Origin of the sequence: Pseudomonas rubra (genome assembly GCF_028656935.1) — a bacterium.
Classification (GTDB): domain Bacteria; phylum Pseudomonadota; class Gammaproteobacteria; order Pseudomonadales; family Pseudomonadaceae; genus Aquipseudomonas; species Aquipseudomonas rubra.
Window position 1 is genome coordinate 1 of sequence record NZ_JAMDGZ010000006.1, and the last position, 22,082, is coordinate 22,082.

Annotated in this window: 17 protein-coding genes; 3 read left to right on the forward strand and 14 right to left on the reverse strand. The window is 64.0% G+C overall.

The features are described 5' to 3' along the window. Positions 1-278 precede the first annotated feature (278 nt). Genes mobA through M5G17_RS02860 form a run of 3 tightly spaced genes read right to left on the reverse strand, consistent with a single transcriptional unit; the run spans position 279 to position 5,233 of the window. Complete coding sequence (gene mobA, locus M5G17_RS02850) at positions 279-854, reverse strand: molybdenum cofactor guanylyltransferase MobA (protein ID WP_273891499.1); 576 nt, start codon at positions 852-854, stop codon at positions 279-281. A gap of 60 nt (positions 855-914) precedes the next feature. Further along, the gene (locus tag M5G17_RS02855) at positions 915-4,043 is read right to left on the reverse strand and encodes an efflux RND transporter permease subunit (protein ID WP_273891500.1); all 3,129 of its coding nucleotides are present in this window, start codon (positions 4,041-4,043) and stop codon (positions 915-917) included. Between the two features lie 11 nt (positions 4,044-4,054). After that, positions 4,055-5,233, reverse strand: a complete 1,179-nt coding sequence (locus tag M5G17_RS02860; protein WP_273891501.1) for an efflux RND transporter periplasmic adaptor subunit — start codon at positions 5,231-5,233, stop codon at positions 4,055-4,057. 156 nt (positions 5,234-5,389) lie between these two features. Here M5G17_RS02860 and M5G17_RS02865 point away from each other — a divergent pair, with 156 nt between their 5' ends. Beyond that, positions 5,390-6,091 carry a response regulator gene (locus M5G17_RS02865; protein WP_130264495.1) on the forward strand — a complete coding sequence of 234 codons (702 nt, stop codon included), beginning with the start codon at positions 5,390-5,392 and terminating at the stop codon, positions 6,089-6,091. A 6-nt stretch (positions 6,092-6,097) separates the two neighbouring features. Next, positions 6,098-7,396: an ATP-binding protein gene (locus M5G17_RS02870; protein ID WP_273891502.1), complete on the forward strand. Its 1,299-nt coding sequence runs from the start codon at positions 6,098-6,100 to the stop codon at positions 7,394-7,396. Positions 7,397-7,414: 18 nt separating this feature from the next. Here M5G17_RS02870 and paaE read toward each other — a convergent pair whose 3' ends face one another. From paaE to paaG, 6 genes are all read right to left on the reverse strand, one after another. Beyond that, a complete protein-coding gene (gene paaE / locus M5G17_RS02875) occupies positions 7,415-8,491 on the reverse strand; it encodes a 1,2-phenylacetyl-CoA epoxidase subunit PaaE (protein WP_273891503.1) in 1,077 nt (358 codons plus the stop codon). Between the two features lie 32 nt (positions 8,492-8,523). Further along, positions 8,524-9,057 (reverse strand): 1,2-phenylacetyl-CoA epoxidase subunit PaaD, encoded by a 534-nt coding sequence (gene paaD / locus M5G17_RS02880; protein WP_273891504.1) that lies wholly within the window; start codon positions 9,055-9,057, stop codon positions 8,524-8,526. Next, complete coding sequence (gene paaC / locus M5G17_RS02885; RefSeq protein WP_273891505.1) at positions 9,044-9,799, reverse strand: 1,2-phenylacetyl-CoA epoxidase subunit PaaC; 756 nt, start codon at positions 9,797-9,799, stop codon at positions 9,044-9,046. Before paaC ends, paaD begins: the two co-directional genes overlap by 14 nt. Then, entirely contained in the window at positions 9,799-10,080 is a 282-nt protein-coding gene (paaB, locus tag M5G17_RS02890) for a 1,2-phenylacetyl-CoA epoxidase subunit PaaB (RefSeq protein ID WP_130264500.1), read from the reverse strand. The genes paaC and paaB overlap by 1 nt, the downstream gene beginning before the upstream one ends. A 14-nt stretch (positions 10,081-10,094) precedes the next feature. After that, positions 10,095-11,084 carry a 1,2-phenylacetyl-CoA epoxidase subunit PaaA gene (gene paaA, locus M5G17_RS02895; RefSeq protein ID WP_273891506.1) on the reverse strand — a complete coding sequence of 330 codons (990 nt, stop codon included), beginning with the start codon at positions 11,082-11,084 and terminating at the stop codon, positions 10,095-10,097. A gap of 155 nt (positions 11,085-11,239) precedes the next feature. After that, on the reverse strand, positions 11,240-12,031 hold the full coding sequence (gene paaG / locus M5G17_RS02900) for a 2-(1,2-epoxy-1,2-dihydrophenyl)acetyl-CoA isomerase PaaG (protein ID WP_273891507.1): 792 nt from the start codon (positions 12,029-12,031) through the stop codon (positions 11,240-11,242). 140 nt (positions 12,032-12,171) lie between these two features. Between paaG and paaX the strand changes: the two genes are divergently transcribed. After that, positions 12,172-13,095 carry a phenylacetic acid degradation operon negative regulatory protein PaaX gene (gene paaX, locus M5G17_RS02905; RefSeq protein ID WP_273891508.1) on the forward strand — a complete coding sequence of 308 codons (924 nt, stop codon included), beginning with the start codon at positions 12,172-12,174 and terminating at the stop codon, positions 13,093-13,095. A 116-nt stretch (positions 13,096-13,211) separates the two neighbouring features. Here the strand turns inward: paaX and M5G17_RS02910 are convergent, their stop codons facing one another. Genes M5G17_RS02910 through wecB form a run of 5 tightly spaced genes read right to left on the reverse strand, consistent with a single transcriptional unit; the run spans position 13,212 to position 21,469 of the window. Continuing rightward, positions 13,212-14,297 (reverse strand): GGDEF domain-containing protein, encoded by a 1,086-nt coding sequence (locus tag M5G17_RS02910; RefSeq protein ID WP_273891509.1) that lies wholly within the window; start codon positions 14,295-14,297, stop codon positions 13,212-13,214. Positions 14,298-14,326: 29 nt separating this feature from the next. Then, positions 14,327-15,172 carry a DUF4434 family protein gene (locus M5G17_RS02915; protein ID WP_273891510.1) on the reverse strand — a complete coding sequence of 282 codons (846 nt, stop codon included), beginning with the start codon at positions 15,170-15,172 and terminating at the stop codon, positions 14,327-14,329. Continuing rightward, the gene (locus M5G17_RS02920) at positions 15,172-18,147 is read right to left on the reverse strand and encodes an NfrA family protein (protein ID WP_273891511.1); all 2,976 of its coding nucleotides are present in this window, start codon (positions 18,145-18,147) and stop codon (positions 15,172-15,174) included. Before M5G17_RS02920 ends, M5G17_RS02915 begins: the two co-directional genes overlap by 1 nt. After that, a complete protein-coding gene (nfrB, locus tag M5G17_RS02925) occupies positions 18,144-20,318 on the reverse strand; it encodes a cyclic di-3',5'-guanylate-activated glycosyltransferase NfrB (RefSeq protein ID WP_273891512.1) in 2,175 nt (724 codons plus the stop codon). Before nfrB ends, M5G17_RS02920 begins: the two co-directional genes overlap by 4 nt. Beyond that, a complete protein-coding gene (gene wecB, locus M5G17_RS02930; RefSeq protein ID WP_273891513.1) occupies positions 20,315-21,469 on the reverse strand; it encodes a non-hydrolyzing UDP-N-acetylglucosamine 2-epimerase in 1,155 nt (384 codons plus the stop codon). The genes nfrB and wecB overlap by 4 nt, the downstream gene beginning before the upstream one ends. Between the last annotated feature and the right edge of the window lie 613 nt (positions 21,470-22,082).

Consider the following 22,082-nt stretch of genomic DNA (forward strand, 5'->3'; position numbering starts at 1 on the left):
GGCCTTGCCGGCGATGCGCCGCGAGGGCGGCGCTCGATCTCAAGGGCGCTACAAGCCTTGCGGCGTACACCTGGTAGGCATCACCCCATCCCAAGTCCTGTGCTTTTGCGCCGTCGCCCAATCGAGAGATGTGCAGGTACCTATACCGCGATGAGGCCGGTAGAGTCAGCACATCAGGTGTTGTCTGGATTGCGATCGCTACGCGCTCGATCGCTGGCAAGGCCAGCTCCCACAGGTTTCGGTGCACATGCATCCGGTGGGAGCCCGCGATGAGGCCCTCAGGGTTGCAGCAGATCCGGGGTATTGAAATTGCTCAAACGCCGATCCCCCTCGGCACACTCCAGCGCCCGCACCGGGTGTTTGCGCAAGGTCCGTTGCACGCCTCTGTCGCCTTCATCCCAGGCCTGCTGAAAGTCAGCGCGCAGGGTACAGGGAATCAGGCTGAACATCGGCTGCCAGTAACCGCCCTGGCGGACCATCGCCGGCTCCTGCCGGTCATTGGCCAGGTTCATCAGCTCAAGGATCAGTGCCTGGTCGATCAACGGCGCATCGCAGGCCAGCACCAGCAGCCAGTCATGCCGCGCCACCGCAAGAGCGGCCAATACCCCGGCCAGCGGCCCGGGAAAGTCCGCTTCGGCATCACCCACCAGTTGATCGGCATAGGGCCGGTAACGGTCCTGGTTGCGGTTGCAGGAAATGATCAGGTCGTCGCTCAGCGGGCGCACCACGGCGTGGATGTGGGCAACCAGCGGCTGGCCCTGCCAGTCGAGCAGGCCTTTGTCCTGGCCGCCCATGCGCTGGCCGCGACCGCCGGCGAGGATGAGGATGGAGCAAGGGGCGGAGGCGGCGGGCATGGGCAGGGTCCTGGCGGTATCAGCCGATCACCTTCCCATGCACACCGCGGTCTGTCCAGATCAGCTGTCGCTGGCGACCGGCGCAGAGGCCTGGGCCTTGGCCCGGCGCTTGCCGGTCAGGCGCATCACCACGACGAAGAACACCGGTACGAACACCACCGCCAGGGTAGCGCTGAGCATGCCGCCAATCACCCCGGTGCCGATTGCCTGCTGGCTGGCGGAACTGGCGCCGCTGGCAATGGCCAGTGGCACCACGCCGAGGATGAACGCCAGCGAGGTCATGACGATCGGACGCAAGCGCAGGCGCGCGGCCTGGACGGTAGCATCGACCAGGTCATGGCCTTCATCGACCAGGCTCTTGGCGAACTCGATGATCAGGATGGCGTTCTTCGCCGACAGACCGATCAGGGTGATCAGGCCGACCTTGAAGAACACATCGTTGGGCATGCCGCGCAGGCTCACCGCAATCACCGCGCCGAGCACGCCCAGTGGCACCACCAGCAGCACCGAGGTCGGGATCGACCAGCTCTCATACAACGCCGCCAGGCAAAGGAACACCACCAGCAGCGAGAGGCCCATGAGGATCGGTGCCTGGGCGCCGGACAGGCGCTCCTGCAGCGACAGGCCGGTCCATTCCAGGCCCATTCCCAGTGGCAACTGGTCGACCAGGCGCTGGACTTCGTTCATCGCCTCACCGGAGCTGTAGCCCGGCGCCGGCTCGCCCGACACGGCAATGGCCGGGTAGCCGTTGTAGCGGGTCAGTTGCACGGGGCCGCTGATCCACTTGGCCTGGACGAACGCCGACAGGGGCACCATCTTGCCGCTGCTGTTGCGCACGTGGATCTTCAGCAGGTCGTCAACCTGGCTGCGCTGATCGCCTTCGGCTTGTACCACCACCCGTTGCATACGCCCCTGGTTGGGGAAGTCGTTGACGTAGTTGGAGCCCACGGCGGTATTGAGCACATTGCCGATATCGGCAAACGACACGCCCAGGGCGTTGGCCTGTTTGCGGTCGACTTCCAACTGCACCTGCGGGCTTTCGGCCAGGGCGCTTTCGCGCACGTTGACCAGCACCGGGCTCTTTTCGGCAGCGGCCAGCAACTGGTCACGCGCGGCCATCAGCCCGGCATGGCCCAGACCGCCACGGTCCTGCAGGCGGAACTCGAAGCCGCTGGAGGTGCCCAGGCCATCCACCGGTGGTGGCAGAATCGAATAGGCAATGGCGTCCTTGAGCTGGCTGAAGGCGGCGTTGGCACGGTCGGCAATTGACTGTGCACTGTCATCGCTACCGCGCTCGGACCAGTCCTTGAGGGTGGTGAAGGCCAAGGCTGCGTTCTGGCCGTTGCCGGAGAAGCTGAAGCCAAGAATCAGGGTGCTGTTGCCCACGCCGGGTTCGCTGGCGTTATGCGCCTCGATCTGCGCCGCCACTTGTTCGGTGCGGGCGCGGCTGGCCCCTGGCGGCAACTGGATGTCGGTAATGGTGTAGCCCTGGTCTTCGGTGGGCAGGAACGAGGAGGGCAGTTGGCTGAAGCCGTATACCAGCCCGGCCACCAGCACCACGTAGACCAGCAAGTAGCGACCGCTGCGCTTGAGCGCCTGGATCACCCAGCGCTGGTATCCATTGGTCAGGCTTTCGAAGCGGCGGTTGAACCAGCCAAAGAAACCGGCTTTTTCTTGGTGCGAGCCCTGGGCGATCGGCTTGAGCAAGGTCGCGCAGAGGGCCGGGGTCAAGCTCAGGGCGAGGAACGCCGAGAACAGGATCGACACCGCCATCGACACCGAGAACTGCTGGTAGATCACCCCCACCGAGCCTTGCATGAAGGCCATCGGCAGGAACACCGCGACCAGCACCACGGTGATGCCGACGATTGCGCCGCTGATCTGGCTCATGGCCTTTTTCGTCGCCTCTCGCGGCTCCAGGCCTTCCTCGCTCATGATCCGCTCGACGTTCTCGACCACGACGATGGCGTCATCGACCAGGATGCCGATGGCCAGGACCATGCCGAACAGGGTCAGCACGTTGACCGAGAAACCCAGCGACAGCATCACTGCGAAGGTGCCCATCAGCGCCACCGGCACCACCAGGGTCGGGATCAGGGTGTAGCGGATGTTCTGCAGGAACAGGAACATCACCGCGAACACCAGGGCCATGGCTTCGAGCAGGGTGGTGATCACCTGCTGGATCGAGACCTTGACGAACGGCGAGGTGTCGTAGGGGATGTCGAACTTGGCGCCCGGCGGCAGGTAGCGCGACAGCTCGTTGAGCTTGGCCTGGACCAGGGTCGCGGTCTCCATGGCATTGGCACCGGGCGACAGCTGGACGCTGAAGGCACTGGTGGGCTTGCCGTTGAGGCGCGTGCCGTACTGGTATTCCTGGCTGCCGATCTCGACCCGGGCGACATCGCCGACGGTCACGGTCGAGCCATCGGGGTTGGCGCGCAGGACGATGTCCTGGAACTCCTGGACGGTGCTGAGCTGGCCCTTGATCACTACGTTGGCGGTGATTTCCTGGCTGCCGGTGCCCGGCAGATCGCCGATGCTGCCCGGCGCCACCTGGGCGTTCTGCGCAGCAATGGCCTCGTTGACGTCATCCGGGGTGAGGTTGAAACCGATCAGCTTGGCCGGGTCGATCCAGATGCGCATGGCCCGTTCCGAGCCATACAACTGCGCCTTGCCGACACCCTTGAGGCGGCGGATCTCGTTCATCACGTTACGGGCGAGAAAATCGCTCAGGGTGACTTCGTCGAGGCTGCCGTCCATGGCGGTGAGGGTTACCATCAGCAGGAAGCCGGTGGAGACTTTCTCCACCTGCAGGCCTTGCTGGGTGACCGGGCGCGGCAGGCGCGACTCGACCACTTTCAGGCGGTTCTGCACATCGACCTGGGCCAGGTCCGGGTTGGTGCCCGGCTCGAAGGTGGCGGTGACGGTGGCGCTGCCCAGGCTGCTCTGCGAGCTGAAGTAGAGTAGGTTGTCGGCACCGTTGAGCTCTTCCTCGATCAGGCTGACCACGCTGTCGTCGATGGTCTGCGCCGAGGCGCCCGGGTACACGGCGTAGATTTCCACCTGCGGCGGCGCTACGTCGGGGTACTGGGCCACCGGCAGTTGCGGGATGGCCAGGGCGCCGGCAAGCAGGATGAACAAGGCGACCACCCAAGCGAAGATCGGGCGGTCAATGAAAAATTGCGGCATGAATCAGGCCCTCACTGGCCGGTGGACTGAACGATGGGGAGGGCGCTCTTGCCCGCATTGTCGACCTCTACCTGGTCGCCTGGGCTGATGTGCTGCAGGCCTTCGACCACTACCCGGTCGCCGGGAGCAAGGCCCTGGCTGACGATCCAGCGGTCGTTCTGAACGCTACCCAGCACTACCGTGCGTTCGCTGACACGCTGCTCGGCATCCACCAGCATGACCTTCGGGTTACCGGCGCTGTCACGCACGATGGCCCGTTGCGGCACGCTGATGCCTTGCTGCTTGACCGCCTGCTCCAGGCGCACGCGGATGAAACTGCCCGGCAACAGGTCAAGGTCCGGGTTGGGGAATTCGCTGCGCAGGGTGATCTGCCCGGTGCTGGGGTCAACGCTGATGTCCGAGAACAGCAGTTTGCCCGGCAGTGGGTAAGGCGTGCCGTCATCCTGGATCAGGGTGGCGCTGGCCTGGTCCTGGCCGACCTGTTGCAACTCGCCGGCGCGCAAGGCGCGGCGCAGGGCATTGAGCTCGCGGGTCGACTGGGTGACGTCGGCGTGGATCGGGTCGAGCTGCTGGATGGTTGCCAGCGGCGTGCTTTCGTTCTGCCCCACCAGGGCGCCTTCGGTGACCAGGGCACGGCCGATGCGCCCGGAAATCGGCGCAGTGACGGTGGCGTAGCCGAGGTTGAGCTTGGCACGCTCGAGCGCAGCCTTGGCTGCGGCTACATCGGCGTCAGCTTGCAGAAAGGCGGCACGGGCGTTGTCATGCTCCTGGCGGCTGATCGCATTGATGCCGATCAGCTCGCGGTAGCGCTGGTCTTGCAGACGGGCCTGGAACAGCGTGGCTTCGGCGCGGGCCAGGCTTGCGCGGGCACTGTCATAGTCGGCCTGGAACGGCGCCGGGTCGATGCGAAACAGCACATCACCCTGTTTGACGTCGCTGCCTTCACGGTACACCCGCTTGAGCACCACGCCGGCGACCCTCGCGCGTACCTCGGCGGTGCGCGGGGCGAGGATGCGGCCATTGAGTTCGGTGGTGATCGCCAGCGGCTGCACGCGCACGGTCTCGACCCGCACTGCGCTCGGCGGAGCCTTCTCTTCGGCCGGCGATTTATCGTCGCAGGCACTCAGGGCAAAGGTGATCAGAAACAGCGGCAGCAGGGCGCGCAGACGGGCGGGACTTGAACTGGACATGCGGATCTTCCGAAAATGACCCGGCAATGCTAAGGCAGGCGACCGACGGGCAACAGTTAAGCTGTGTAGGCCATGTGTAAAAAAGTGTGAAGCTTTTCCCAGCCAATGCGTGAGCTCTTATATCCTGCCTGACTTTCCCAGCCTGTCAAACTGCCCATGCCCAACATTCTCCTGGTCGAAGACGACTGCGCCCTGTCCGAACTGATCGCAAGCTACCTGCAACGCAATGACTTCTGCGTCAGCGTGATTGCCCGTGGCGATCACGTGATGGCCGAAGCCCGGCGCAGCAAGCCGGACCTGGTGATCCTCGACCTGATGCTGCCGGGCCTCGATGGCTTGCAGGTGTGCCGCTTGTTGCGTGCCGAATCCCAGGCCCTGCCGATCCTGATGCTGACCGCACGCGACGACAGCCACGACCAGGTGCTGGGCCTGGAGATGGGCGCCGACGACTACGTGACCAAACCCTGTGAGCCACGGGTGCTGCTGGCCCGGGTGCGTACCTTGCTGCGCCGCAGTTGCATCAACGAGCCGCGCCTTGACAGCGAGCTGATCGTGGTCGGCGGCCTGCGCATCGATCTGGCCGAGCGCAACGTGTTCTGGCGCGAACAACCGGTGGAGCTGTCCAGCGGCGAGTTCAACCTGCTGGTGGTGCTGGCGCGCAACGCCGGGGTGGTGCTCAGCCGCGACCGGATCCTGCAGCAACTGCGCGGCATCGAGTTCAACGGCACCGACCGCTCGGTGGATGTGGCCATCTCCAAGTTGCGGCGCAAGTTCGACGACAGCGCAGGCGAGGCGCGCAAGATCAAGACCGTGTGGGGCAAGGGTTACCTGTTCAGCCGGGTTGAGTGGGAGTTCTAGCGGCTCATGCTGAAGATCCTCATCCGTTTGTACCTGATCACCATCGTCGCCTACGCCGGGGCGATCTTCCTGATCCCCGATGCCATTGTCGCGGCGTTCCACCAGCGCTTTGTCGCCTACAACCTGGACCAGGCGCGGGGCGTGCAACGGCTGATCGTCAAGCAGTTCGAAGCGCTGCCGCCCAGTGAATGGCCGGCCAAGGCCAATGAACTGGCGGCGGAGTTTGCCCCGCTGCACATCGAGTTGCGCCGCCAGGACCAGATCGGCCTGAGTTATGAAGAACGTGATCGCCTCAAGGCCGGTCTGAACGTGGTGCGCCTGGGCGACTGGGGCTACTACGAAACCGCATTGGCGCCGCTGGACGACACCTGGCTGGTGGCGCTGACCACCCCGCCTGACCCGATGGACATCAGCCTGTTGTCCTGGGGGGTGACGGTATTGATTGGTGCGGCCTTGCTCGGCTGCCTGCTGTTCTGGGTCTGGCCGCACTGGCGAGATCTTGAGCGGCTCAAGGAAACCGCCCGGCGCCTGGGCCAGGGGCAGTTGTCGGAGCGCACGCAAATACCGCCGCGCTCGAACATCGGCGAACTGGCCCAGGTCTTCGATACCATGGCCCAGGACGTCGAGCGCCTGCTGACTCAGCAGCGTGAACTGCTCAATGCCGTGTCCCACGAGTTGCGCACGCCGCTGACGCGCCTGGATTTTGGCCTGGTGCTGCTGTTCGACGAAGTGCCGCCAGACTGCCGCAAGCGCTTGCTGCAACTGGTTGGCCATGTGCGCGAGCTGGACGAACTGGTGCTTGAACTGTTGTCCTACAGCCGTCTGCAGAATGCCGATCAGGCCCGCGAGCGGGTCGAGGTGTCATTGCTGGAGCTGGTCGACAGTATCCTTGGCAGCTTTGCCGAGGAGCTTGATGGCCACGGTATTGAATGGCAGGTGCGCGCCGACGAGCACCTGCCGCGCTTTATCCTCGACCCCCGGCTGACCGCCCGGGCCTTGCAGAACCTGGTGCGCAATGCCATGCGCTACTGCGATGGGCAGATCCTCCTGCGCTTGAGCCTGGACCCCCAGGGCCACTGCCTGCTCACCGTGGAAGACGACGGCATCGGCATTCCCCACGACCAGCGCGAACTGATCTTCCAGCCGTTCTACCGCCTGGACCGCAGCCGCGACCGCACCACGGGCGGCTTCGGCCTGGGCCTTGCGATCAGCCGCCGGGCCATCGAAGGCCAGGGCGGCACGCTGACGGTGGGGCAGTCGGCGCTGGGCGGGGCGCAGTTCAAGATCAGGTTGCCGCGAGGCTGACGGCAGGAAGCGCTGCCTTTACAACTGGTCGAAGTCCAGCACCACCTTGGCGCTCAGCGGATAGCTCTGGCACGACAACACGTAGCCGGCGGCCACTTCGTAGTCTTCCAGGGCATGGTTGCTGTCCATTTCCACTTCGCCCTCGATGACCTTGCACTTGCAGGTCGAACACACCCCCGCCTTGCACGAGTAGGGCAGTTCGGCGCCGATGGCGTTGCCGGCGTCCAGTACGCTCAGGGTATTGCGCGGCAGGTCGAACGCCAGGGCCCGGCCATCGCTGATCACGGTGACCTGGCTACTTTGCAGGTCTTGCTCCCGGGCGGCTTCGCGTTGCTGGCGGCGCTGTTGATTGCCGGCGGCGGCGAACAGCTCGAAATGGATGCGCTCAGGTGCAAGGCCATTGGCCTTGAGGCTGTCGCGGACCATCTCAGTCATGCTCTGCGGCCCGCAGATAAAGGCGGCCTCCAGGCGCGGCGCGTCCACCCAGCGGCTGAACAGCAGCTGGCATTTGTCGCCATCGATGCGGCCGTTGTACAGGTCGATGTCCTGTTGTTCACGGCTGAACACAAAGATCAGGTTGAGGCGCTGCAGGTAGCGGTTCTTCAGGTCTTCAAGCTGTTCGCGAAACAGCGCCGAGGTACTGGCGCGGTTGCCATAGAGCAGGGTGAAGCGGCTGTGCGGCTCGTGCTCCAGGGTGGTCTTGATGATCGACAGGATCGGCGTGATACCACTGCCGGCCGCCACTGCCAGGTAGTTGCCGTGGCGTGCCGGGTCGAGCGGAACATTGAAGCGGCCAGCCGGCGGCATGACCTCGAGCCGGTCACCGGCCGCCAGAACATCGTTGGCAAACGCCGAGAAGCGGCCACCGGCAACGCGTTTGACCGCCACCCGCAACTCGTCATCGTCGACCCCGGTGCAGATCGAATAGGAGCGGCGTACTTCTTCATCGTCCAGGTGCGTGCGCATTACCAGGTACTGGCCTTGGACAAAGCGAAACTGATCGCGCAGGTCAACCGGCACCTCGAACAGGATCGAGACGGCGTCGCGGGTTTCAGGGCGGACTTGCTTGACGGTCAGGCTATGGAACTGGCTCATGGTCACTCTCGATCAGGCGCGGTAAAGGGCGCTCAGATGCATTTGAAATAGTCGAAGGGTTCACGACAGTCGCAGCAGCGGTACAGCGCCTTGCAAGCGGTGGAACCGAACTGGCTGAGCAGCTCGGTGTGGCTGCTGGCGCACTGCGGGCAACACACCTGCGGGCTTTCTCCGAGCAGGCTGCGCTTGCTGGCGCTGCCTTGCGGCGCGGCGATGCCATAGGCCTGCAGGCGTTGGCGGCCGCTGTCGCTGATCCAGTCGGTGGTCCAGGCCGGATGCAGCTGACGCTTGAGCCGTGGGCTGACAAAGCCTGCAGCTTCCAGGGCCTGGCAGATGTCCTGCTCGATCACCTCGGTGGCCGGGCAGCCGGAGTAGGTGGGGGTGAGCACCACCTGAAGGTGGCCGGCGTGCCAGTTCAGGTCACGCACGATCCCAAGCTCCACGACGCTGAGCACCGGTACCTCCGGGTCCATGACCTGGTCCAGGATGTTCCAGGCCAGGCCCAGGTCATCGCTGCGCAGATCCCGGGCGCCGCCATCGCTGACAATCAGCTCACCAAGTGGCATCAGGGTAGGCTCGCGGCAGGAACTGCATTTCGGCCAGCAGCAGGCCCAGGTGTTCGCTGTGCACACCGCGGCGGCTGTCCAGGTAGAACGGGCTGGCCGCTGGCGGCAAGGGCAGGGTGGCGCTGGCGAAGGTGGCGGCGACCTGTTGCTGCCAGGCCGCGGCGATGGCTTGTGGATCGCCGATGATGCCGGCCTCGAACAGGCCTTGCTCAAGGGCGTCGCTGTCGAGCAGTTCGACGGTGAAGCGCCACACCTGAGGGATGGCGGCAAGCATGCGTTGGTGGCTTTCTTCAGTGCCATCGCCCAGGCGCTCGATCCACTCGCTGGAGCGGCGCAGGTGGTAGGTGACTTCCTTCAGCGCCTTGGCGGCAATGCCCTGGATACGTGGGTCAAGCGACTGGCTCAGATGCTCCAGTACCTGGAAATGCCAGGCGTCGTAGAGAAATTGCTTGAGCATGGTCACGGCGAAATCGCCATTGGGTTGCTCGACCAAGAGCAGGTTGCGGTAGTCGCGCTGGTCGCGGCGAAACACCAGGTGATCGGCATCGCGGCCGTCATCGGCAAGCTCTGCGGCGTATTCCAGCCAGTTGCGGGCCTGGCCGACCAGGTCGAGGCCGACGTTCATCAGCGCCAGTTCTTCTTCCAGCGCCGGCGCATGGCCACACCATTCGCACAGGCGCTGGCCCTGGACCATGGCGCTGTCGCCCAGGCGCAAGAGGAAGGGGATCAGTGGCTGGTGCATTACATATGCCCCACTTCTGGCGGCAGCTCATAGAAGCTGGCGTGGCGGTAGACTTTGTCGTGGGACGGGTCGAACAGCGGCTCTTTTTCGTCCGGGGACGAGGCGATGATCAGCGCCGAGGGCACGACCCAGAGGCTGACCCCTTCGTTGCGCCGGGTGTACAGCTCGCGGGCGTTCTCGATCGCCATGGTCGCGTCGGCGGCGTGGACGCTACCGACATGCTTGTGGTTCAGGCCGTGCTTGCTGCGCACGAACACTTCGTAAAGGGTCCATTCGGACATGACGGGTTCTCCGGTCAGGCGACGTTCTTGAGGTGTTTTTTGCGCGCGTGGGCGACGGCGGCGGCGCGTACCCAGGCACCGTCCTCGATGGCCTGGCGGCGGGTGGCGACGCGTTCCTGGTTGCACGGGCCGTTGCCCTTGAGCACCTGGTAGAACTCCTCCCACTGGATCTCACCGAAGTCGTAATGGCCGCGCTCGGCGTTCCACTGCAAGGCCGGGTCAGGGACACTGCAACCGAGCACCTGGAGTTGCGGGATGGTCTGGTCGATGAAGCGCTGGCGCAGTTCGTCGTTGCTCTGGCGCTTGATTTTCCAGGCCATGGACTGGGCGCTGTTGGGCGAGTGTTCATCGCTTGGGCCGAACATCATCAAGGATGGCCACCACAGGCGGTTGATGGCGTCCTGGACCATGTCCTTCTGCACCTGGGTACCGTGGCGCATCATGGTCAGGAGCATTTCGTAGCCCTGGCGCTGGTGGAAACTCTCTTCCTTGCAGATGCGGATCATCGCCCGCGAGTAAGGGCCGTAGCTGGTGCGTTGCAGCACCACCTGGTTGACGATCGCCGCGCCGTCCACCAGCCAGCCCACCGCACCGACGTCGGCCCAGGTCAGGGTCGGGTAGTTGAAGATGCTCGAGTACTTGGCCTTGCCGCTGTGCAGTTTGGCGATTTCGCTGTCGCGGTCGGCGCCCAGGGTTTCCATGGCGCTGTACAGGTACAGGCCGTGGCCGGCTTCGTCCTGGATCTTGGCCATCAGTTGCAGCTTGCGCTTGAGGGTCGGGGCGCGGGTGACCCAGTTGCCCTCGGGCAGCATGCCGACGATTTCCGAGTGTGCGTGTTGCGAGATCTGCCGGATCAGGGTCTGGCGGTAGGCGTCGGGCATCCAGTTCTTGGCTTCGATCTTGATCTCGGCGTCGATGCGTTGCTGGAAGTCGCGCTCTTGCGCAGACATCTCATCTTCGGTCTTGAGGCGCTTGACGCCGGTTTCAACCAGTTGTGCGTACATGGGGTTCTCCAGCCTTTTATGAAGGGGGCTTTGAGGCTGGAGATATTTATATGCGATACATCAATAAATATCAAATACAGATACGTGTATCGTATCGGTGGAGGGTAGGAGCGGGCTTGCCCCGTGAAAGCGCCACTCCGCTCCCCAACCGTGCTTCAGCGCCCCTTGAACTGGGCGCTGCGCTTGGCCATGAAAGCGCTGATCCCCTCGCGGTAATCCTCGCTGCGCCCGGCCTGGCGTTGCAGGTCGAGCTCAAGGCTCAGTTGCTCCTCGAAGCTGTTGTCCAGGCTGGCGTGCAGGCTGCGCTTGATCAGGCCCAGGCCGTAGGTGGGCTGATTGGCCAGGTGGCGGGCCAGGAGCATGGCCTGGTCATGCAGTTCGTTGTCCTCGACACAGCGATAGATCAACCCCCACTGTTCGGCTTGTTCGGCGCTCAGTCGCTCGCCAAGCAGGGCCAGGGCCTTGGCCCGGGCCATGCCGACCAGGCGCGGCAGGGCATAGGTGCCACCGGAGTCGGGGATCAGGCCGATCTTGCAAAAGGCCTGGATGAAGTTTGCCGAACGCGCGGCCAGGACCAGGTCGCAGGCCAGTGCGATATTGGCGCCAGCCCCGGCGGCAACACCGTTGACCGCGCAGATGACCGGGATCGGCAGGTCGCGCAGGCTGCGCACCAGCGGGTTGTAGTAGCGCTCGATGGCCAGGCCCAGATCAGGTGCCTCGGCGCCGGGCACCACGCTGCTGTCGGCCAGGTCCTGGCCGGCACAGAAGCCACGACCTTCGGCGCGCAGCAGCAACACCCGCGCGCTGTCATCCTGGCGAACCTGGCCCAGCGCCTGCTGGACTTCTTCGTGCATGGGGCCGGTGAAGCTGTTCAGTTGCGCGGGGCGGTTGAGGCTGAGCTGGGCGATGCCGGCGTCGATGGAAAACAGGATGTGCTGGTAGTGCATGGCGTGTGCCTTTGGCTGCAGGTGAGTGGTAGGTTTAATGTGATACGCAAATATAGCTATAAAGTTGATAATGCGTGTCTTAAATTTTCTCCACTCACCTGGGTCGCCGGGGTATATTTCAACTTTTCGATGGACCGCCTATGTCGCAGCTGACACCGCTCAACCACCTGATCAGCCGTTTTCAGCAGCAGACACCCATCCGCGCCAGCTCGTTGATCATTACCCTGTACGGCGATGCCATCGAACCCCATGGCGGCACGGTGTGGCTGGGCAGCCTGATTCAGTTGCTCGAACCCATGGGGATCAACGAGCGGTTGATCCGGACTTCGATCTTTCGCCTGACCAAGGAAAACTGGCTGAGCGCGGAAAAGGTCGGCCGGCGCAGCTACTACAGCCTGACCGGTACCGGCCGGCGACGTTTCGACAAGGCCTTCAAGCGTGTCTACAGCGCCAACCTGCCGGCCTGGGATGGCTCCTGGTGCCTGGCAATGCTCAGCCAACTGAGCGCCGACAAGCGCAAGCAGGTTCGCGAAGAGCTCGAATGGCAGGGGTTTGCTGCGCTGGCACCGATGCTACTGGCCTCGCCACGCTTTGATCGCGGCGACGTCAATGCCACCTTGCTGGAGCTGGGGGCCCAGGACGACACCATCGTCTTCCAGACCACCGCCGAAGAGGTCCTGGCCTCGCAGGCATTGCGCCTGCAAGTGCGCGAAAGCTGGAACCTGGAGGCGCTGGCGGCGCAGTACAGCGAGTTCATCCAGCTGTTCCGCCCCCTCTGGCAGAGCCTGCGCGAGCAGCCTGTGCTCGATCCCCAGGCCTGTTTTCTGGCCCGTATCCTGTTGATTCACGAGTACCGCAAGCTGTTGCTGCGCGACCCGCAACTGCCTGACGAACTGCTGCCGGGGGATTGGGAAGGGCGCGCGGCCCGGCAGCTGTGCCGCAACCTCTATCGATTGATCGTCACGGCGGCCGAGCAATGGCTGGAAAGCGCCATGGAAACGGCCGATGGACCGCTGCCGGATGCCGCAGAAAGCTTCCACAAGCGCTTTGGCGGCCTGAGCTAATTCTGACCGTCGGTTTTCAGCCTCGACAAGCACTCCCGCCATGCACCCAGGCTGACAACACCGCTCTAACAGGCCATGGCCTGTGTGATCGGCGTTGTCAGCCTTGGTGCAAGCCGTTACAGGGGCTTGCCCTGCCACAGCACATAGCGGTCCTTGCCGCTGCGCTTGGCTTCGTACAGTGCCTCGTCGGCCTTGACCAGGGCGTGGTTCAGGCTGTCTTGGCGCTGGATCTGCGCCAGGCCAATGCTGACGGTCACCGGGTGCTGGGCCACGTCTTCGCGCACCCGCCGGCACAGGGCGTCGACGCGTTGGGTGATGTCGGCCTCGTCCGGGCCCCACAGATAGATCACAAACTCTTCGCCACCCAGCCGTGCGTACTCGAACTCGGCCATTGACGCCCTGATGTTGCCGGCGATGCGCTTGAGCACCACATCACCAATGTCGTGGCCGAACTGGTCGTTGACCTTCTTGAAGTTGTCGATGTCGAGCATCGCCAGGTAGCGTGCGCCGGGCGAGTCGTCCTGCAAGCGCTTTTGCGCCGTGGCCATGAACGCGCGGCGGTTGGGGATGTCGGTCAGGGCATCGACGTAGGCTTGCTCCAGCAGCAGCTTGGCCATGTAGAAGTTGTGCAGCTTGGCCTGGCGCATCTTCAGGTAGGTGTACAGGGTCAGGCCGTTGAGAAACACCGCGTAGCACAAGAACAGGCTGCCGCGCAGCTCGAACAGGTGCACGTCCGGCACCTGGTAAGGGTTCAGGTTGATCCAGATAACCAGCATCGTGGCAAAGAACGACCAGCGCCGCACCGGCAACACCGACACGCTGTAGAGCAGGCTGGAGGCGCCGAGCACCATCCAGGCCGGGCGTAGCTCTTGCGGCAGGCCGTCGATCACCAGGCGCACGGCCAGGGTGATCACGGCGATGAAAATCAGGTTGAGCACATCGAAATGGGCGGCTTTTTGCACAAAGCCCAGGATGACGGTGAGCATGCCCATCACCGCAATGAACAGCGCCGAGAGGTAGGTGAAGCCCTGGTGGCCCTGAAAGCTGACGATCAGGTCGAAGAGAATCCAGATCCCAAGGCTGACCGCAAACACCAGTATGCAAAACGACTTGAGGTGCTCGAAGTCGTGCTGGCGAAACTCCTGGCGCAGTTCAGGCGGTGCGATGTGCCGGCGCACCTGCTGTTCGATGGTTTTGTACATGGCACCCCTGCTTGCTCGATAGGACGGTTTCAGTGACCTGCCAGGGGCAATACTCCCTGGGCCCAGGGGCGATAGCGCAGGGAGAAAATCGCCCGCGCATGACAATCGTCGCCGGCAGCGGGCGGCGCTGGCATTGCCGTGAAGGGCTGGTCGGCGGCGCTGGTCTGGCGAAAGGCTTCGTTGACGATGCCAATACTGCAGGGCAGGGCGTCGAGGTAGCTTTGGCGCACCAGCGGGGTCAGGCGGGCGGTACCGGCACCGTCCTGCCACCAGACCTGCAGCTTGAGGCTGGCCAGTTGCTCCAGCCAGCGGGCATTGACGGCCGGGCTCAGGCGTCCGGCGCTGAAGGCGCTCAGGTGCAAGGGCGCATCCAGGCGGCGGTTGAAATCTTGCAACTGGGTATACAGCGCCTGGCGGCGGTCGGCACTGTGAAAGTGCAGGTCATCGAGTTCCATCGGCAGGTACCAGCCGGCCACTGGCAATTGCCAGTCCTGGCGCAGCTTGCGTTGCTGGGCCAGGGAATTGCCGAGCTGCGCTTTCCAGTAGGCGGCAAGGCCGGTACCGTCCAACTCGTCGATGCGTTGGTAGTAGGCGGCATCCATGTGCAGCCCCAGCACCAGTTGCAGGCCTTGTTCGTGAGCCAGGCGCAGGCTGTTGGCCAGCCAGCCCCGGGCGCCACCGAAGTCGCTGTCGCCGTAGGCGGTCCATTGCACGATCAGGGCTTTTCCGCCCTGGGCGCGGGTGGCTTGCCACAGCGCCTGCCATTGCGCCTGGCTCAGTTGCGCGTCACGGTTCAGGGGCTGATAGAACAGGCGTTCATCGGCCGTTGCCGGCAGGCTCAGAAGTAAAAGCATCACAGCGATCAAGCGGCGCATCAGAAGTTCAACTCCGCACCCAGCAACACACCATTGGCGTGTTCATAAAGATTGCCGCCCAGCGACTGCTGGTATTCGGCACGTACTTTCAGCGAACCGCGATAAGCGTTGTAGCGGTCGTCGTCGAACCACCACTGCCAGCGCAGGCCCAGGCCGGTGCGCAGGTCCTGGCGCCAGTCGTTGCTCGGGTCCTGGCTTGAGAACTCGAAAAACCCGTAAGGCATCAGGGTTTGCGGCGAGTTGCCGGACAGCTTCCAGGTATGCCCGCGCTGGTAGCGCGACAGCCACTGGTGATCGCCGGCGCGGGTCCACCAGGCGGCGTCGAGGTAGAGGAAGCGCTCGTCCCACTCGTCTTCATCAACCCGCCAGTCGTTGCGCCATTTGCCTTGATCAAGATAGGAGGCGGTAGCGCGCAGCAGCAAATCGTTGCTCGACTCGGCGTGGCCGCGCAGGTCGCCATAGTTGTCGCCAACTTTACTGGGGCTGAGCAACTGGCCCAGGCTCAAGCCACCGTAGTGGGCGTCGTCGATCTGGCGCTGGTGATACAGCTCGGTGTACAGGTTCAGGTTGCTGGTGCCCAATGGCTTGTAGCGCAAGCCGACACCTGTGCCCATGCTTTGCGCGTAGTCGTTGCGGCCACTGCCGCCAAACAGCACCCGGCCATAGACCGAAAAGGTGCTGCCATTGCGGCTCGGTTCTTCACCCAGGGCGTGGTCCCACATCGCCAGTTGCACGTTCTGCGAGGCGGCGCGGCGATCCTTGCGCTCGTCGCGGAAGTTGTCGTTGGTCGACACCCCGGCCGGCGACCAGGTGCTGGCCAGGGTGAAGCTGTCACGCCGCGACAAGGCCTCGTGGGCGCGGCGCTGGCGGTACTTGCGCGCCTCCAGGCTGCCGAACTGGTCATCTCCGTCGACCAGGTCCTGCTCGACATCCAGTACCCGGCGCAGCTCCTTGCGCGCCGCTGCGCTGTTCTCATCCTCGGCATAACGCCAGGCCAGGGTTTCGCCCAGGCGGTAATCCTCGGGGAAGTCGTGGGTGGCGCGTTCAAGGTGGGGAATCGAACGGGCGCGGGTGGCTGCCTCCTGCGAACCGGCCAGGCGCATGCCGTAGTCGGCGCGGTAGCGCGGCTGATCCGGCGCCCTGCGCACCGCTTCGGCCAACCAGGCGGTACTTTGTGTCAGGTCGCCATACTGGGCGGCCGTCACTGCAGCGGCGTAGTAATGGTCGGCGCGGGGTTGGTGCTTGAGGGCCTCGCGCTGGAAGTTCATGGCTTCGCTGATCTGGCTATTGCGCTGGGCGATGGCCGCACCCAGGGCCCAGTCATCGGCGCTCAGGTGCTGCGCCTTTTTCCAGTACTCTTCGGCCAGGTACGGATTGTCGGCGTTAAGGGCGCTGCGCGCGGCGGTGAGGCGGGCGTTGTTGGTCCACTCGCTGTCGGCCAGGCTCTTCCACAGCGGTTGCGCGGCATAGGAGTCGCCTGAGGCTTCCAGGGCATAGGCCAGCGGCAGGCGGCTGCCCGTATCGCCCAGGCCCTCGGCTGCCTGGTAATAGACCACCGCTTCACCGGGACGCTCGGGCATGGCGCAGCGGCCCAGGGCGCGCAGTTGGCCGACCTCGGTGGGGGTGGCGGGAATTGCCTGGCGAACGGCATCACATTGGCCGCTTTCGGCCAGGCGCGCCAGCAGCAGGGCGCGATTGGCCGCGTCGATCCGCGGGAGCAGGCCACTCATGCGCCGGCTGTCCAGCGGTGCGTCGGCCTGGCTGTAGAGCCCGGCCAGGCGTTGCAGCAAAGGTTGTGGCAGGCGGCCCTGATGGCGGTCATAGGCCTGTTCGAGCAACTGCCGCACATGGGCGTCGCGGCCTTGCTTGAGCTGCAGGAAACTTGCTTGCTCAAGGGCCTGCAGGTCGCCGCTCTGAAGGTACAGACGCTCCCACATCGGCCCGGTAAGGGCCTCGTCACTGGCGCCGTGCAGGCGTTGTTCGAGCACCAGCCAGGCTTTGCGGTCTTCATCGGCGCGGCAGCCTTTGAACTGGGCGCGGGCCGCCTGGGGGTCGTGGCGCGAGAGCCAGTCGGTGGTTTCCAGGCAGGGCCGCTGTAAGTCGTTGCTCAGGCGCCGGACCAGCTCGGCATCATCACCCTGGCGAGCCAGCTCCCAGAGTTGCTGGCGACTGGCGGGGTCTTGCAGGTCCTGTTCCGGCAGCGACTGCAGCCAGCGCTGGGCCAGCCCAGCATGGCCCATGGCGATCGCCCGGTTGGTCATGGCCAGGCGGGTCTGGCGGGCGATCTCGGGCGAGGGTGCTTGCTTGAGCAATTGCTGCAGCGGTGCTTCGTCCAGGCGCTGCACATAGGCATTGGCCAGGCGTTGCCAGTCTTGCGCCGGCAGTTCGCCGCGCTCGGCCAGCGGCGCCAGGGCGGCGATGGTCTGGGTCCAGTTGTGCAACTGCTCGGCCCAGGTGGCCCGGGCCATGCGCAGGATGTTGTCGTCGCCCTGGGCCGGCAGGTGGTTAAGCCAGTCCAGGGCCTTGGCTGCACCGCCAAACTTGGCCAGGCTCAAACTGTACGCCTGCCACAGGCGGATGCGCTGGTTAAGGCCGCTGTTGGCAATCCAGTTTTCAACCCGGCTGGCGGCGGGCGGGTCCTGTTCGATCCAGGTCAGGCGCAGTTCCAGCAAGGCATCGCTATCGCGGCTGTCAGCCGTTTCGGCCAGTTGTTCGGCCTCGCGGTAACGCCGCTGATCGGCCAGGGCCTGGATCAGCAGGGCGCGGGCTTCGCTGTTGTTGGGCACCCGTTCGAGCAGGTGGCGGGTCAGGCGCTCGACCTCTTTCCAGTTGTCGGCCTTGGCCTCGCGGTAGCTGCGTTCAAGGTAAGGGTAGCTGCGAAAGCGTTCAAAGTCGGTCAGCGGCGCGGCCAGGCCGTGCACGGTGTACAACGACAACAGCAGGCTGGCCAGCGTCAGTGGCGGGCGCAAGCTCATGCCACCTCCCGGGTCAGGTCATAGGCGGCTTGCTGTTCAATGACCTGGTCGGCGAGGGCGCGCTGCAGCACGTTTTCGCTGATGATGCCGCGGGCGATCAGGTGCTCGCCCAGGGACATGTGCTCAGGGTTGAAATCAATCAACGCCTGGTTGAACAAGGTGCTGGGGATTATGCCGCGCACCTGCAACAGGGTGCCGAGCATGATTTGGTGATGACTGACCCGCTCAAGCAACGCGGCATCGTCCTGATGCTTTTCGAGAACCGCGAGCATGTGCCGGGTCTCCTCCTTCTGCCAGGGGCTGGGATAGTGGTAACGCAAGCCGAGGGTAACCCGGCCCTGGGGCGCCAGGCGGTATTGCACCGGGCGCTTGAGTTGACGGCTGATGACCCCGAGGGACACCTGGCTGACCGGGGTCTCACTGGCCAGGATCAACGTATCGCCGTTTTCCGCTACCGGCAGCACCCCGTAGTGCACGGCCAGGCGGCGGGGCAGCAGGGTAATCAATTTGCGCTCAAGTTTGAATGGATTTAACGGGGCCCAGGGTAAATCGAGCTGATCGGCCAGGTTTTGCACCAGTTGTTCGCTGTTGAGCAGCCCCCGCAGCAGCAACTGACGGCCTAGGCGCCGGTGCACCGGGCTGGTGATGGCCGCCTGAAGTTGCTCGTCAGTGATCAGCCCCTTGGCCACCAGGCGCTGGCCCAATGGCGTGCGTATCGGCGTACCCAATGCCGGGAATTCATGTGTGGTCTTGTCCCAGGCCACGCGCCGCGAGTCGCCCATTTCCATGACCTGGCGCAGGGCGCGCAGGTTGGCGAAGAAGTTGACGAAGTTGCTCCACATCATCCGTGGCGCCGACAGCAGCCCTTCGCCGATGCCGTAGTAGCGGGTGACGAAAAAGCCGCGCTGGAACAGGCGATTGATCAACAGCAGGCCGTTGAGCCAGAGCAGTGTGGTCAGCAGCGGGCTGTCACTGAGGATCGACGCAAAACGCCAGGCATCCGGGGCGATCAGGGTGACCAGCCACATGGCAATCAGCACCAGCAACAGCAGGTTGACCAGAAAGCTCAGCAGGTAGGCGAACAGCCCGCGGCGGTCGCGCCAGAGAAAGTAATTGAGTGCGCCCGTGCGGCTCCAGCCCAGATTGCGGGTGCCCTGGAAAACGATGCCGACAATCCACCGCGACTTTTGCCGGATTGCATGCTGCCAGTCGCGGGGAAAGTGCTCGCGCACACAAATCACCTGGGCGAACTCGCGGCTCATGCCCCAGTGCCAGTCGCGTTTGAGCGCCAGCTGAGGGTCGGTCATCGAGTAGCGGGCGAAAATGCACTTCATGCCCTTCTGCTTGAGGCGAAAGCCGATGTCGTAGTCTTCGGTCAGGCTCTGCACATCAAAGGCAATACCGTCGCCATCTTCAAGCAGGGCGCTGATCGCCCGGCGGCTGAAGCAGGTGCCGACGCCGGCGCTGGGAACCTGGCCGGTGAGGGCCTCACGGACGATGACGTCCTTGCCATGGTTCTCGGCGAACTCGTCGACATAGTGGCCGGCAGTGAAGCCGTGCCAGCTGGGGGCGAACGGGTACACCGGGATCTGGATCATGTCCTTGTTGGGCAGCAGGTAGTTGTACAGCCGCAGTTCCATGGGCGAGATCACGTCTTCGGCGTCATGCAGGATGAAGCCGGCAAACTCGATGCGTGCATCCTGTTGAAAACGCAAGATGGCGTCGATGATGTTGTTCAGGCAGTCGGCCTTGCTGGTTGGCCCGGGTCGCGCGCACACCACCTTGTGCACGTTGGGGTAGTGCAGGCACACGGCATCGACGTCGGCCTGGGTCTGCGGGTCATTGGGGTAGGTGCCGACGAAAATCTGATAGTTCTCGTAGTCGATGGTCGAGGCCGCCAGACGCGCCATCTCGCCAACCACGCCGACCTCGTTCCAGGCCGGGACCATGATCGCCAGGGGCTTTTCCTTGACCTCGAACAGGCGTTTCTCGTCGGCCTTCTCATACTTGTCGTAGATGCGAAAACGGCGGATCAGCTTGCGGCCCCAATAGACGATGTCGATGAACAAGTCATCCAAGCCGAGCAGGAACATCAGGCAGGCAAGGGTGATGGCCAGCAGCTTGAGGCCGAACAGCACATAGGTAAGAAGGTCGACCCAGGCCAGGCTCATGTTTGCGCAGGCTCGCTGGCGTTCTCCTCCAGCCAGCGGCTCAAACGCTCGGCGATGCGTTCGCTGGCATGCCCGTCACCGTAGGGACTGAACACCCGGCTCATGCGCTGGTAGGCGTCGTTGTCATCGAGCAGGCGGCTGGTTTCCTTGACGATGCGTTCGGTCTGGGTGCCCACCAGCAGTACCGTTCCGCCTTCCAGAACCGAAGGCCGTTCGGTGACCTTGCGCAGCACCAGCAAGGGTTTGCCCAAGGCCGGCGCTTCTTCCTGGACCCCGCCCGAGTCGGTGAGGATCAGGTAGGCGCGGCTCATCAGCCAGACAAAGTGCTGATAATCCTGAGGGGCGACCAGCAGGATGTTCGACTGGTGCGAGAGCAGCCCGTACACGGCCTTTTGCACCTGCGGGTTGAGGTGCACCGGGTAGACGAACTGCACGTCGGGGTAGCGCAGGGCCAGCTCGGCCAGGGCCAGGCAGATACGCTCGAAGCCCTGGCCGAAATTCTCCCGGCGGTGGCCGGTGATCAGCACCATACGCTGGTCGTTGCGCAACTGCGCCAGGGGCGACTCGGGCGCCGGGTGCCATTGGCTGTTGTGCAGGTGCTCTCGCATCCACAGCAAGGCGTCGATCACCGTGTTGCCGGTGACTTCGATGTTTTCCAGCACCACGCCTTCGCGCAACAGGTTGTCACGGGATTTGGTGGTGGGCGGGAAATGCAGGTCGGCGATCACCCCGGTCAGGCGCCGATTGGCTTCTTCGGGCCAGGGCGCCTTGAGGTTGCCGGTGCGCAAGCCCGCTTCGACGTGGCCAATGGGGATCTGCCGGTTGAAGGCAGCCAGCGCTGCGATGAAACTGGTGGTGGTGTCGCCGTGGACCAGGACGATGTCAGGCTGCACGCGGGCGTAAGCGTCGTCCAGTTGATCGAGCAACTGGCGCGACAAGCCGTTGAGGGTCTGGTTCTGGGTCATCACCTGCAGGTCTTCATCGACGCTCAGGCCGAAGTCCTGCAGGATCTGCTGGAGCATTTCCCGGTGCTGGCCGCTGGAGCAGATATTCAGCTCGATGCCTGGCCACTGGCGCAGCACTCGAGCGAGCGGAGCCATCTTGATCGCTTCGGGCCGTGTGCCAAACACCATCATGACTGTGTACGCCATAGTTCCGCTCCTCGTCCGTCCTTTAGAGAGAAGTTGTACGTTGTGCCGAACTTGTAGGATTTAGATACAAGCAGCAGAAGGCGGGGTTGTCCAATCGCCGGCACAAACCTGTGGGGGCGGGCTTGCCCCGTGATTGCCGTAGGTATCTACACATCTCGCGATTGCGTGTGAGCCGCCAGACTTTTTGGTCTCGATACGTACTCTCGGCGTGCACCCAGGCTGACAACGCCGCCGATGCGCCGCGCGGGCGGCGCTCGATCTCAAGAGCGCAAAAAACCTTACGACATACACCAGGCAGGCTTTAGCCCATCTCAAAGCCTGCACAGTTGAACCACTACACATTCTTGCGATTGCATGATGACAGTGAGGTGTGGGGCTTGAGATGAGGTGAGGGCCAGTAGGTGTACGCCGTGGGGGTTGTGGCGTCCTTGAGATCGAGCGCCGCCCGCGCGGCGCATCGCGGGCAAGACCCGCTCCTACATTTGTTGCAACGTGCCATGGCCTGTGAAAGCGGCGTTGTCAGCCTTGGTGCCAGGCGGAAGCCTGTGTCGAGGCCAAAAACCTGGCGGCTAACATGCAATCGCGAGATGTGTAGATACCGATACCGCGATTG